Origin of the sequence: Ruania halotolerans (genome assembly GCF_021049285.1) — a bacterium.
In the GTDB taxonomy this organism is placed as follows: domain Bacteria; phylum Actinomycetota; class Actinomycetes; order Actinomycetales; family Beutenbergiaceae; genus Ruania; species Ruania halotolerans.
Genome location: NZ_CP088017.1, coordinates 3,450,679 through 3,462,775 on the forward strand (window position 1 = coordinate 3,450,679; position 12,097 = coordinate 3,462,775).

Genomic DNA, 12,097 nt, shown 5'->3' on the forward strand with positions numbered 1-12,097 from the left:
ATCGGCGACGACGTCGGTATGCTGGCGCGACTGCGCGAACGCGTGGACGACGTCGCCCGCCGTTCCCCAGCACGGCTGACCCTCATCGTGTTCGCATCGGTCATCGCCATCGTGACGGCGCTGCTCTCGCTGCCGATCGCCACCGCCAGCGGGGAGACCGCACCGTTCGCGGACGCCCTGTTCACGGCCACCTCGGCAGTGTGCGTGACGGGGCTGGTCACCGTGGACACGGCTGTCTACTGGTCCACGTTCGGCCAGGCGGTGATCCTGATCGGGATCCAGATCGGCGGTCTGGGGGTGATGACGCTCGCCTCGATCCTCGGGCTGGCCGTCTCGCGCCGGATCGGACTGACGCAGAAGCTGCTCGCAGCGGCGGAGACCAAGACGACGCGCCTCGGTGAGGTCGGCTCCCTGGTGCGCGTGGTGCTCGTCACGATTGCCGTGCTCGAGAGTGCGTTGTTCGTGGTGCTGCTTCCGAAGTACCTGCTGCTCGAGCACTCGCTCGGCACGGCGATCTGGCACGCGCTGTTCCAGTCTGTCTCGATCTTCAACAACGCCGGTTTCATCATCGAGGTGGGCGGCCTCGGTCAGTTCGTGGGTGACTGGTGGATGAACCTGCCGATCATCATCGGCGGTTTCGTCGGTGCACTCGGATTCCCGGCGATCCTGTCCATTGCCGGCAGTTGGCGCAGACCGCGGCACTGGTCGCTGCACGCCAAGCTCACGCTGGCCACCAGCACCATCCTGTATGTGGTGGGCGTGGTGGCGATCGGAGCGTTGGAGTGGGCCAACCCTCGCTCGTTCGGAGCACTCCCCGTGGGGGACCGCATCCTGGCGGCGCTGCTGGCCGGTGGCACGCCCCGGTCCTCGGGGTTCTCCACCGTCGACATCGGCACGATGTCGGAGGCCACCTGGCTCGTCCAGGATGCGCTGATGTTCGTCGGTGGAGGCAGCGCCTCCACGGCCGGCGGGATCAAGGTGACGACGTTCGCCGTCATGGTGTTGGCCATTCTTGCCGAAGCGCGTGGTGACCCGGACATCGAGGCTTTCGGACGACGAGTGGCTCCGACCATGCTCCGGCTGGCGATCGCCGTAGCGTTCGTAGGTGCGACATTGGTGGGGGCCGGCACCCTGTCCCTGCTCATCCTGACCGATCTGCATCTGGATGTGATCCTGTTCGAGGTGATCTCGGCGTTTGCCACGTGCGGTTTGAGCACCGGGATCACACCTCATCTGCCCGACTCGGCCAAATATGTGCTGGCGGCGCTGATGTTCACCGGACGTATCGGCACGATGACCTTGGCTGCGGCGCTCGCCCTCCGTGATCGCCGCCGCGTGATCCGACTCCCCGAGGAGAGGCCGACCATTGGATAAGAAGTTCGCACGAGGAACCGCGTCCAACACCGACCAGGGCCATGACGCGAGCGTGCTCGTGATCGGCCTGGGCCGGTTCGGCGGCGCGTTGGCTGCCACATTGGACGAACTGGGCCGGGACGTCCTCGCCGTCGAACGGGACCCCGACCTGATCCGTGACTGGAGCGGGCGGATTCCCCTGGTCGAGGCCGATGCCTCGAACCCGGTGGCACTGGAACAGGTAGGTGCCAAGGACTTCCCGATCGCCATCGTCGGCGTGGGCACCTCACTCGAGGCAAGCGTGCTGATCACCGGGAACCTGGTGGACCTGGGCACCCCGCTGATCTGGGCGAAGGCGATCTCCGCCGAACACGGCCGGATTCTGCAGCGGATCGGTGCCCACCACGTGGTCTATCCCGAACATGACGCCGGCGCACGCGTGGCGCACCTGGTCTCGGGCCGGATGCTTGACTTCATCGAACTCGAGGACGGCTTCACCATTGTGAAGATGCGCCCGCCGAAGGAGACGCACGGATTCACCGTGGGTCAGGCTGATATCAAGTCCAAGTACGGCGTGACCGTGATCGGGGTGAAAGCACCCGGGCAGCCCTTCGAGTATGCGACGGCGCAGACCCGGATCGACGCCGGCGATACGCTCATCCTGTCCGGTGACACGGTACTGCTGGAGAAGTTCGCCGCCCGGCCATGACGCGTCGGCGGCGCGGCTACTTCACATCGTAGGTACGCAACGCCGTCACCTTCTCGCCGGGTTTGGGGTTGATCACGACGACGGCCCTACGCTCGTGCTTGCTCGCACTCAGGAGCGGCCCGTCCGGCGTTCCAGGAATGATCTGTGCCAAGGACACAGGTCGGTCGAGCGCCTTGGACTTGCCCAGCGCGGTCACCCACTGGACGACCTGCGGTCCACCGGCGCCAACCTGCTGTCGCACGTACCCGAGCAGGCTCTCGTTGTCCTGCTGAGAGAGCGAGGGATGAGTGAGCAGGTCGACGCTGATCGAGCCGGACTTCTTGTTCTCCGACACCCGCAGACCGGTCTCGCGGGCGAGCGCCAGGTAGCCGCGGTCCAGGTAGTCCCGGTACAGCTTGCCGTACAGGGAGTTCCGGGAAACCGCAGAGTAGAGGAACAGCGCAACGGCGAGGATGAGCAGAATCGGTCCGCCGTACACAGTGGCGTACAGCAACGCGGTGACCGCGTCATTCTCCCCGAGCGTCGACCAGAAGACCCGCCAGAACCGAGGACTACCGATCGTGGAGTAGTCGTTGTTCAGTGTGCGCAGAGTGGATCGAAGATTCCACAGAACCGCGACGATCCCGAAGATGAAGAGCAGGCTCGCAACCGAGACGGACGCGCGATTGATGCGCAGTGACTTGCCGAAGCTACGGTGGTCGTTGAGTTCCCTCTGGATGTGGTCGATCGCCATGCGCAGCAGAATAGCCAGGTCGCCAGCGCGTGGAAGGCGCTAGGCGCCGTGCTCGCGCCCCATCTCGATCGAGCGGGTGCGCACTGTCTCAGCGGCAGCGATCACGGCAGCGCGCACGCCACGTTCGTCCAGTTCGCGGATGGCGGCAACAGTGGTGCCGGCTGGGGAACTCACCTTCTCCCGGAGCACCACCGGGTGTTCGCCGGTCTGCTGTGCCATCGCTCCGGCGCCTGCAACAGTGCGCACGGCGAGGTCTCGAGCAAGGTCGCGGCTCAGCCCTCCGAGCACACCTGCTTCGGCGAGGGCGTCGATGAGATAGAAGACGTAGGCGGGTCCGGACCCGGAGATGGCCGTGACGGCGTCCTGGTAGGGCTCGTCCACGCGGTAGACCGCGCCGGTTCCTTCGAGGAGAGCCGAAATCTGGTCCAGGTGGTCCTCAGTCGCGTGCGTGCCTGCGCTGAGCACGCTGACGCCCTCGCCGATCGTGGCTGGGGTGTTCGGCATCACCCGCACCACCGCGGTGCCGGCAGGCAATCGCGACTCGAGGAACGCCGTCGAGATTCCTGCGGCCACGCTCACCACCACCGCACCCGGTGCGAGCGCAGGGGCGATCTCCTCGGCCACCGCACCGATGTCCTTGGGCTTGACGGCGAGTACGACGACGGTGGCACCGTCGACGGCCTCGGTGTTGTGCGCTGCCGCGTGCACCCCGAACGCGGCGGCGCGCTCCCGGGCGTGCTCGATCCGCCCGTCCGCCACTCGGACGCTCTGTGGGTCGACGGTACGCAGCACGGAGGTGAGGATCGCCTCGCCCATCACCCCGATGCCGATGAACGCTGTGGAACTGGGGGTCGCCATCTGTGCTCCTTGGTGTCTGGGTCGCTTCGTCAAAGCGGGTAGGAGAGGTAGAACTCGGTGACGGTTTCGACGTCGCTGCCCTCGGCGATCATGACGACCGTAGCGTTCGTCCAGATCGCGCGGGCACCACCATCGGCTTCCACCACGACGTACTGGCCCGCCTCGTCGCCGTCCACCACGACGGCGCCGGAGTCCACGGGCTCCAAGTCATCGGTGAGAGTTGTCAGCACGTCCGTGGCCTCCTCGACTTCCTCCCACTGGGCCAGCCGGAGAGTGACGGCGTCCTCGGCGCTGGTGTAGGTGAGCCGCCAGCTCTCCACAGCATCAGCGTCCAGTGGCTCGGGGTCCTCTTCCTGCGCAGTGACGGCGTACCCGTTCACTTGGTCGGGAAGGGCCGCCACGAGCGGCGTGGAGGTGTCGCGGTCGATGGGGTCCGGTGCCGTCGGTTCGGGGGCGGGTTCGGCGGTCGTGGGCGCTGCCGAGGTGCCCGGATCGCCGATGATGCGAGGAACCACTAGGACGGCCAACACCGCCAGCAGAACGAGGACGAGGCCACCGAGAGCGATGAGGCGCCGCTTGCCGGACTTCGCCGAGCGCGCACGCGTCGTACGGGGAGCGGGTGAGGACGCCGTCTCGGCGGCATCGGATTCGTCGCGCTCCTGGGGCCTGTCGGACCTGCCCCCGCTGATGGTCATCTCGTGTCCTTCTGCTGGTCGATGTGCACTAGCAGGCACTGTACGGGGCGGGCCCGGGCAGGACGAAGCACTCCAGGTGAGGCGACGGCGACAGACCGGACGGGGCGCCGCCGTCGGCCTTGAAGCCTCATGTCGGCACCTAGCGATACCGTGAGCGCAATGGAGCAGATGGGGAGCACACCGGCATGAGGGCGAAGAGCACCTTCGTGTGCGGCGACTGCGGCGCGGAATTCGGCAAGTGGTACGGACGCTGCCAGAAGTGCGGCGCATACGCCACGATCGAGGAGGCAGCGCCCACCACTGCGGCTGGGCTCAAGTCCACTCGCACGACCCGTGCCCCCGTGCGGCCGGCGCGTCGGGTCCGTGAGATCGAGATCGACGCCGCTGATTCGCGCCTGTCCACGGGGCTGCGCGAGCTCGACAGGGTCCTGGGCGGCGGGCTGGTTCCCGGGCAAGTGGTGCTCCTCGCAGGCGAACCGGGTGCCGGCAAGTCCACCTTGCTGCTGACCGCTGCCGATGCCGTGGCTGCCGCGACCGGCAGGCCGGTGCTGTACGTCTCCGGTGAGGAGTCGGTCCAGCAGTTGGCCACGCGGGCGCGGCGAATCGGTGCTGCCGATGAGCACCTGCTACTCGCCGACAGCAACGAACTGAGCGAGACGCTGGGGCATTTGGAAGCGCTCGACGGCGAGCCCGCTCTGATGATCGTGGATTCCGTCCAGGCGATCGCATCGGCCGAGGTGGACGGTCGCGCCGGTGGCGTCGCGCAGGTGATGGAAGTGGCCTCTACCCTCACCCGCCTGGCGAAAGCGCGGAACCTGCCGATGTTGCTGGTGGGTCAGGTGACCAAGGAGTCCACGTTGGCAGGGCCGCGGGCGTTGGAGCACATCGCCGACACCACGCTGGCGATGGAGGGCGACAAGCAAACCCCGCTGCGGATGCTGCGCACAATCAAGAACCGGTTCGGGCCGGCGGACGAGGTGGCCTGCTTCGAGCAGACCGACGGGGGAATCGTGGAGGTCGCAGACCCGAGCAGTCTGTTCCGCAGCCTTCGCGCCTCCCCGGTTCCGGGTACCTGCCTGACCGTCACGGTGGAGGGACGGCGGCCGATGATCGCCGAGATGCAGGCGCTGGTCTCGCCGAGCACGGCGCCGAACCCGCGCCGCGGGGTGAGCGGTCTGGACACCTCCCGGGTATCGATGTTGATCGCCATCACCGAACGCCTCGGCGGGGTACGACTGCACGATAAGGACGTCTTCACGGCGACCGTGGGCGGGATGCGCTCGACCGATCCCGCGACCGACCTCGCCGTGTGCCTGGCGATCGCCTCGGCGGTGAACGAGATCGCGATTCCGTTGGATTTCGCCGCCATTGGAGAGGTCTCCCTGTCTGGGGACATCCGCCGTGTCGGGATGATGACGCAACGACTCGCTGAGGCAGCACGGCTCGGATATCGCCGCATGTTGGTGCCGATCGGCACCAGCGGCAGTGCGGGGCGCGTTCCGGAGAATGTCGAGCTCCTGGAGGTAGCGACGATCCACAATGCGCTGTTCACGCTGGAGGGACTTCGACCGGCAGCACCTGAACGGCGCTCGCCGACTACGATGAATCGCGAGAAGGGTCGACTCACGTCCATCAAACCTGTCGATTCATGATCACTCGCGCAGTTCAGCAGAAAGGTCCTCGGGTGCCCGATTCCACGCTCCCCCCACTGTTGCGCGAGACGCTACGTGCCGTAGCACCGGGGACGGAGCTGCGCGATGGCCTCGAGCGCATCCTGAGAGGGCGTACCGGCGCCCTGATCGTGCTCGGGTACGACGACACGGTGGCCCAGATCTGCTCAGGCGGGTTCGAGCTGGACGTGCTGTTCTCCTCGACGCGGCTGCGGGAGCTGGCGAAGATGGACGGGGCCATCGTGGTGGATCACGGCGCCGCGCGGATTCTGCGGGCGGCCGTCCAGATGCTCCCGGACTCCTCGATCGAGACCACTGAGTCCGGCACCCGGCACCGGACCGCTGAGCGGACGGCCAAGCAGACCGGGTTCCCGGTGATCTCAGTGAGCCAGTCGATGCGGATCGTTGCGCTGTACGTGGGTGGCCAGCGGTATGTGCTCGAAGACTCCGATGTGATCCTCTCGCGGGCAAACCAGGCATTGGCCACGCTCGAGCGGTACAAGGCTCGGCTGGACGAGGTCTCCGGCACGCTGTCGGCGCTGGAGATCGAGGATCTGGTGACGGTGCGTGACGTCGCTGCGGTGATGCAGCGCCTGGAGATGGTGCGGCGAATCTCAGCCGAGATCTCCGACTACGTGGTCGAACTCGGCACGAATGGCCGGTTGCTCTCGCTTCAGTTCGATGAACTCATCGGCGGGATCGGGCCCGACCTCGAACTGGTGGCGAGGGACTACGTGGACTCCCGCAGCGCACGCAGCCTTGACGATGTGCTCGGCGCGCTCGCCGGGCTGGACTCGACGCAGTTGATCGATCTCACCCAGATCGCCCGCATCCTCGGCGTGGGAGGTAGGCAGGGAGATTCGCTCGACTCTGCGATCGCACCCCGTGGCTACCGGATTCTCACCCGTATTCCACGACTTCCGATGTCGGTCGTCACTGATCTGGTGGAACACTTCGGCACTCTGCAGAAGATGCTCGCCGCCACGATCGATGACCTCGAGGTCGTTCACAGCGTCGGCGCCCAGCGCGCGCGCTCCGTGCGCGAAGGGTTGTCCCGTCAAGCAGAATCGTCGTTGTTGGAGCGGTTCGCCTGAGAGAGCGTCGTAGCGCGTCGCCAGCGCGCGCACGACGAGCCACCGACCGGCTTGAATGCGGTGCTGATCCTTGCTCGCCCCGCCTGGCGGTCGGACGGGCTGACCAGTGCACTAGTTCTTCACGACGGTTCCGACCTATTGAAATCGTCAGGCAGTCGACCTCCTCACGTTCGCGGCGTGCGCTTTCGTAGCCAGCGTCGCCGTGCGAGGGGGTCATCGATCCATAGCCCGTCTCCTGTACCGATGCACCCGGCGCTGACCTGGGCAAACATCCAATGTCGGTGGTCGCTGAGATGATCTGGACATGACTTCGACAGCCAGCGGTTTGGTGTTCTCGGCTTCGGCCGAGGGCACTGTGTTGGCTGCTGTGCGTCAGAACCGGACGGCGGCTCGCGCGGTCGAGGTCGAGCGTGCTGAGTTGGTCGTGGAGTGGGTCCGCGAGGGTGCGATCGCCCCCGAGAAACTGAGCTCCGGGGCAGGGGTGTTCGATCCGGAGGAGCATCCCGGGTTGCCAGGCAATGAGTTCTCGAGCGCTGGTTCCTCGAGCTCTGAGTTCTCGAGTACTGGTCTGCCGGGGACTGCGGTGCCGATGCGGCTGGCTGGTGAGGGTGCCCCGCTGGTGTCTGATTTGGGGTTCACCCGGTTGGCGGCAGCGTTGGGTCAATCGAACGAGGCGGCGCTCTATTACGTGGGTTCGGTTGTGGAGTTGGCGTTCCGGTTGCCGGTGTTGTGGGGCCGGGTGCGGGCCGGGCAGATCAGTCTCCACCGCGCCCGGGCGGTGACCCGGTTGACGAAGAAGCTCCCCTTCGCCGGTGCTGGGTGGGTGGATGCTCAGGTGGCCTGGACCATCGGGACCTGCTCGATCTCTCAGATTGAACGCACCGTTGCTGCTGCGATGGAGTCTTTCGACCCCGCACAGGCCGAAGCCGATCGCCTGGCAGCGTTGGAGGGGCGCCGGTTCGATATCCACCTCGACGAGGTCGCGACTCCGGGTGTGGCGGGCTCGGGGGCCATCGTGCAGGTTGACGGCGGGTTGGATATCGCTGATGCTCTCGATCTGGACGCCGCAGTGCGTGAACGCGCCCGAGCCCTCGCCGGGCTCTTGCCCGGCACGAGTGAGAACGTGCGCCGCTCCCTCGCTGTGGGTGACCTCGCCCGCGAACAAGACACCCTCCCCCTGACCACCACCGACACCAGTGCCGGTGCCGGTGATGGGGCTGGCGACAGTTCTGGGACTGGCGACGGTCATGACACCGACACCAGTGCCGACACCGGCGCGGGTTCCGCGACGAAGACCCTGACCCGCGACGTCGCTGACACCGACTCTGGCCCAGGCCGGGGTGCCACTGGTCGCACGGTGATGCTCTACCTCCACCTGCCCGCCGACGCCCTCAACCCCGGCACTGGTCAGCCAGATGACTCCACGAACAGTGTGTTCAGCACCGGGACCATCGGGCGGTGTGAGAACACCAAATCCCCGGTCACCACCGAGCAGGTCCGCACCTGGTGCCAAACGGCCGGGCGGGTGATCGTGCGACCAGTGATCGATCTGAACGCCCACTACAGCGCCAGCACCTATGAAGCCAACCCACGACTACGCGAACAGATCATCTTGCGTGATGGGCACTGCCGGTTCCCGTACTGCCAGCGCACCGCCCGCGCTGCCGATCAGGACCACACCATCCCCTACGACCAGGGTGGGCCCACCAGCACCGCCAACCTGACCGCGTTGTGCCGACGTCACCATCGAGCGAAAACCCATGCGGGCTGGTCCTACCTGATGATCACCCCCGGCACCTACCTCTGGACAGACCCCGACGGGGTTCAGTACTTGGTCACCACCACCGGCACCTACCTGATCCCCGGAACCGGTAGCGGAAGCGCGCCACCATCTGGTGGAAGAACCAGCACCCCGCCCGGCCAGAGAACCGGTGGCCCGCCCGGAGTGCGATCACACCGCTCATCCGATGACAAAACCAGCAGCCCACCCGGTCACAGTCAGAACAGCCCGTTCGGCGTGCTCGACCCGCACGTGGCCAGAGTGCGCAAACGCGCCATCACCGCCATGAAGAAGACAGCCACCGCCACACCACCACCACGGCTGCGCACGGATCCACGCCAGCACGCGGACCCCGACAGTGACCAGCCGCCGCTGAGATTCCAGAGCCCGCCACCACGCACCGGCTCGGAACCGAACGCCGACCCACCACCCTTCTGACCACCCCGCCCCGACCCCGCCGACACCCACCCGTCGGCGGGGATATAAGCATGTTCACAGTGCCTTGATCGTGCGCTCCGCTCATGTGCTCGGGACGATCAGAACTCACGATGGCTTCACGTCACTGCAGCGTGAGAACCTCGTCGTTGCTGACCTCGGTGCCATCGACGTCGAGGGACACATCGATCCTGTACGTACCTGGCTCCGCCTCAGCCGCTCCACTCGGGCAACCCTCGGCGCTGCGCTGCCCGCTCCAGGCGAGGACTCTCTCCTCCTGTGCGTTGATGTCCAACAGAATCGGTCGCTCGGCGCTCCCGGACGGGCACTGTTCATTCGTCCACACAGTGTCATCCCCGGAGCTGACAGCCATCGCGAGGCTTCCATGGCCCACATCCAAGAGGCACGGAACCTGGCCAGTGTTCGTGATCGTGACCGCTACTGGAACCTCAGACCCTGCGCGCACGCTCGCCGATTCGAGCCCCACAGCCACATCGACGATCTCGGGCACACACGCGACAGGGTTAGCGAGGGCCTCCGCGTCCGGGGTGGCCGGCCCGGTCGGTGTGGTCTCGGTTGGATCGGACTCCGACTCCTCCGCGACCGCACCGGCGCCACCGAATCTGTCCATCCCCATCCGAACGAGCAGGGTCCCCCCGAATGCGATACCGGCCACCAGCAGCAGTGCCAGCACGGCGACGGTGATCCGACGGCGCCGATAGACATGCGGGTCGGCGCCGCGTCTTGCTGACTGCCTCCGCTCACTCCCACGCGGAGCAGACGCAGTGCCACTTCTCGCCGACGAACTCCGAGACGCTCCGGCGCTCGCCGTGGACCGGCCGCGGCGCGGTCCCGACGCGCCACCGGCGCCGGAACCGCGGCCTCCTCGCCCGGTCGAGTTCGCTGTTCCAGTCCGATTCGACGTTCCAGTCCGATTCGACGTTCCAGTCCGGTTCGATGTTCCAGCCTGGCGTGACGCGACTGTCGGCCGAGAAGCTCCTGCTCGGGGCGAGCTTGTCGATCGACCCCGTCCCGTGGTCCTAGTTGCGGGAGTCGCACCACCCGAGCCCCCCGCGCCTTTGGTTGCGGCGCCTGTGCCCTTGGTTGCGCCCGCAGCCTTCGCACCCTTGGTAGGCCCCGGACGTCCCTTCGCGTTCGGGGCACCGGCGCTGCGCTGCGTGCCGGACCTGCTCCGAACGCCCCTGCCCCGCTGGGCGCCCGAATCCTCTCCGGACCTCACCCGCGGGCGACGTCCGGAGGAGTCGGGACGGTTCTGCTTCGGCACAACGCGACGGTAACCCGAGGACGACCAGCTTCGATGGCGCCACGTCGGCAAAGGTCACTTGCGAGCCAGTGATCGCCCCGATCCAGCACCCAAGGGCGGACCATCGCCGCGGGAACCCTCCGCCCGACTTGTATCGCTACTCGCCCAGTATGAGCGGATCAACAGCCTTCCCCGGGTGCCGCTCGCTTCAGCCTCAGCGATCCCTCACTGCATCGGCAGGCTCAGGTCGCTGCATCGCCCGGCGTGGCACCATCTGCCGACTTGGCCCTCTTGGACTCCGCAGCTCGCTGGCGTTGCTGCTCATCTTCGGCGACGACCTCCTCGTGAATGGCCCGCTCTCGCACCAGCCATTCCGGCGGGTCTGCCCGCAGCGCATTGATCTCGTCGGTCGTGAGCGCCTCAGTCACACCTGCCCGGAGCAGACCCGAGATCGACACTGCCAGCCGACCCGCCACCACCGGTCGCGGGTGCGGACCGTGCCGCCGGAGCTCGGTGAGCCAATCCGGTGGGTTCCGCTCCAGCTCGTCCAACTCGGGGCGCGTGAGCAGCGCGTGCTGGAACTCCTCCGGCGCGGCAGGGAGGTAGATCCCGAGTTTCTTCGCGGCGGTGATGGGCTTCATCCGCTGAGCGGCATCCGAGGCGGGCATTCCGTCAGTATGCCCGCTTGCGGGCCTCAAGCGAGACCAATCCGGAAGACTAGGCTAGCCGGATGACGCCGCAGCCCTTCCGCCTCGGCTACGTGCCGGGGGTGACGCCGGCGAAGTGGGCCCGCACGTGGTCGCAGCGCCATCGCACACCCCTCGAGCTCGTGCCGCTGGAGGCCGCCCAGGCCGAGCATGCCGTTCGCGAGGGCGAGGTCTGCGCGGCACTGCTGCGGCCCCCAGTCGATCGGGATCTGCTCAGCGCGATCGTGCTCTACGAGGAAACCGCCGTCGTGGTGGTACCCACCGACCACGTCATCGCCGCACTCGAGGACGGCGAAGAAGTCACCCTCGCCGACCTCGACACCGAGACCGTTCTGCATTGCCTGGACGAGGTGCTCGACTGGCCGAATGGTCCGCCCGGATCCGTCGCCGAACACCGGCCCGAGAGCACAGCAGCAGCGATCGCACTCGTGGCCGCGGGTGCGGGCGTGCTCGTCGTTCCGCAGTCACTGGCGCGCCTGCACCACCGCCGCGACCTCACCTACCGATCTCTCGCCGGTGGCCCTACCGCCCCTGTCGCGCTGAGCTGGGTCACCGATCAGAAGACTGACGAGATCGAGGACATGATCGGCATCGTCCGTGGCCGCACCGTCAACTCCTCGCGCGGTCGCCCCACCGGAGCGCCCGCCAAGGAAGAGACACCCACGGGCGCCAGTCGCCGCGATCGTTCCGCCGGCAGAACGGCCAACTCCACGGGAGGTGGCGCACGTCGCCCCCGAGGCAACGGCGCTCGGCCTGGGCGCCCGGGAGGGCGCCGTCCCCGCCGCGGCAAGCGCTGAAC

Annotated in this window: 11 protein-coding genes; 6 read left to right on the plus strand and 5 right to left on the minus strand. The window is 67.1% G+C overall.

Annotated elements, in window-relative coordinates; translation table 11 throughout:
• Nucleotides 1-18 precede the first annotated feature (18 nt).
• Both LQF10_RS15570 and LQF10_RS15575 read left to right on the plus strand, forming a co-directional pair.
• The gene (locus LQF10_RS15570; RefSeq protein ID WP_231067363.1) at nucleotides 19-1,374 is read left to right on the plus strand and encodes a TrkH family potassium uptake protein; all 1,356 of its coding nucleotides are present in this window, start codon (nucleotides 19-21) and stop codon (nucleotides 1,372-1,374) included.
• Nucleotides 1,367-2,062 carry a potassium channel family protein gene (locus LQF10_RS15575; protein WP_231064728.1) on the plus strand — a complete coding sequence of 232 codons (696 nt, stop codon included), beginning with the start codon at nucleotides 1,367-1,369 and terminating at the stop codon, nucleotides 2,060-2,062. Before LQF10_RS15570 ends, LQF10_RS15575 begins: the two co-directional genes overlap by 8 nt.
• Before the next feature lie 16 nt (nucleotides 2,063-2,078).
• Here LQF10_RS15575 and LQF10_RS15580 read toward each other — a convergent pair whose 3' ends face one another.
• The 3 genes from LQF10_RS15580 to LQF10_RS15590 are packed head-to-tail and all read right to left on the minus strand — an operon-like array spanning nucleotide 2,079 to nucleotide 4,348.
• Complete coding sequence (locus tag LQF10_RS15580) at nucleotides 2,079-2,795, minus strand: hypothetical protein (protein ID WP_231064729.1); 717 nt, start codon at nucleotides 2,793-2,795, stop codon at nucleotides 2,079-2,081.
• Nucleotides 2,796-2,834: 39 nt separating this feature from the next.
• Nucleotides 2,835-3,653 (minus strand): pyrroline-5-carboxylate reductase, encoded by an 819-nt coding sequence (gene proC, locus LQF10_RS15585; protein WP_231064730.1) that lies wholly within the window; start codon nucleotides 3,651-3,653, stop codon nucleotides 2,835-2,837.
• A gap of 29 nt (nucleotides 3,654-3,682) precedes the next feature.
• Nucleotides 3,683-4,348 carry a hypothetical protein gene (locus LQF10_RS15590; RefSeq protein ID WP_231064731.1) on the minus strand — a complete coding sequence of 222 codons (666 nt, stop codon included), beginning with the start codon at nucleotides 4,346-4,348 and terminating at the stop codon, nucleotides 3,683-3,685.
• Nucleotides 4,349-4,533: 185 nt separating this feature from the next.
• Between LQF10_RS15590 and radA the strand changes: the two genes are divergently transcribed.
• From radA to LQF10_RS15605, 3 genes are all read left to right on the plus strand, one after another.
• Nucleotides 4,534-6,000, plus strand: a complete 1,467-nt coding sequence (radA, locus tag LQF10_RS15595) for a DNA repair protein RadA (protein WP_231064732.1) — start codon at nucleotides 4,534-4,536, stop codon at nucleotides 5,998-6,000.
• Nucleotides 6,001-6,032: 32 nt separating this feature from the next.
• Complete coding sequence (gene disA / locus LQF10_RS15600) at nucleotides 6,033-7,112, plus strand: DNA integrity scanning diadenylate cyclase DisA (RefSeq protein ID WP_231064733.1); 1,080 nt, start codon at nucleotides 6,033-6,035, stop codon at nucleotides 7,110-7,112.
• A 304-nt stretch (nucleotides 7,113-7,416) separates the two neighbouring features.
• The gene (locus tag LQF10_RS15605) at nucleotides 7,417-9,330 is read left to right on the plus strand and encodes an HNH endonuclease (protein ID WP_231064734.1); all 1,914 of its coding nucleotides are present in this window, start codon (nucleotides 7,417-7,419) and stop codon (nucleotides 9,328-9,330) included.
• A gap of 121 nt (nucleotides 9,331-9,451) precedes the next feature.
• On the opposite strand, the gene LQF10_RS15610 is transcribed toward LQF10_RS15605, so the two are convergent.
• A complete protein-coding gene (locus LQF10_RS15610; protein WP_231064735.1) occupies nucleotides 9,452-10,021 on the minus strand; it encodes a hypothetical protein in 570 nt (189 codons plus the stop codon).
• An 812-nt stretch (nucleotides 10,022-10,833) separates the two neighbouring features.
• Nucleotides 10,834-11,259 carry a DUF5997 family protein gene (locus LQF10_RS15615; protein WP_231064736.1) on the minus strand — a complete coding sequence of 142 codons (426 nt, stop codon included), beginning with the start codon at nucleotides 11,257-11,259 and terminating at the stop codon, nucleotides 10,834-10,836.
• Between the two features lie 62 nt (nucleotides 11,260-11,321).
• On the opposite strand from LQF10_RS15615, the gene LQF10_RS15620 reads away from it, so the two are divergent.
• A complete protein-coding gene (locus LQF10_RS15620) occupies nucleotides 11,322-12,095 on the plus strand; it encodes a LysR family transcriptional regulator substrate-binding protein (RefSeq protein ID WP_231064737.1) in 774 nt (257 codons plus the stop codon).
• The last annotated feature ends 2 nt before the right edge of the window (nucleotides 12,096-12,097 follow it).

Excerpts from the sequence above, each read along its gene's own strand:
- LQF10_RS15570 (WP_231067363.1), top strand. The coding sequence starts at position 19 with ATGCTGGCGCGACTGCGCGAACGCGTGGACGACGTCGCCCGCCGTTCC.
- LQF10_RS15580 (WP_231064729.1), bottom strand. The coding sequence starts at position 2,795 with ATGGCGATCGACCACATCCAGAGGGAACTCAACGACCACCGTAGCTTC.
- proC (WP_231064730.1), bottom strand. The coding sequence starts at position 3,653 with ATGGCGACCCCCAGTTCCACAGCGTTCATCGGCATCGGGGTGATGGGC.
- LQF10_RS15590 (WP_231064731.1), bottom strand. The coding sequence starts at position 4,348 with ATGACCATCAGCGGGGGCAGGTCCGACAGGCCCCAGGAGCGCGACGAA.
- radA (WP_231064732.1), top strand. The coding sequence starts at position 4,534 with ATGAGGGCGAAGAGCACCTTCGTGTGCGGCGACTGCGGCGCGGAATTC.
- LQF10_RS15605 (WP_231064734.1), top strand. The coding sequence starts at position 7,417 with ATGACTTCGACAGCCAGCGGTTTGGTGTTCTCGGCTTCGGCCGAGGGC.
- LQF10_RS15615 (WP_231064736.1), bottom strand. The coding sequence starts at position 11,259 with ATGCCCGCCTCGGATGCCGCTCAGCGGATGAAGCCCATCACCGCCGCG.
- LQF10_RS15620 (WP_231064737.1), top strand. The coding sequence starts at position 11,322 with ATGACGCCGCAGCCCTTCCGCCTCGGCTACGTGCCGGGGGTGACGCCG.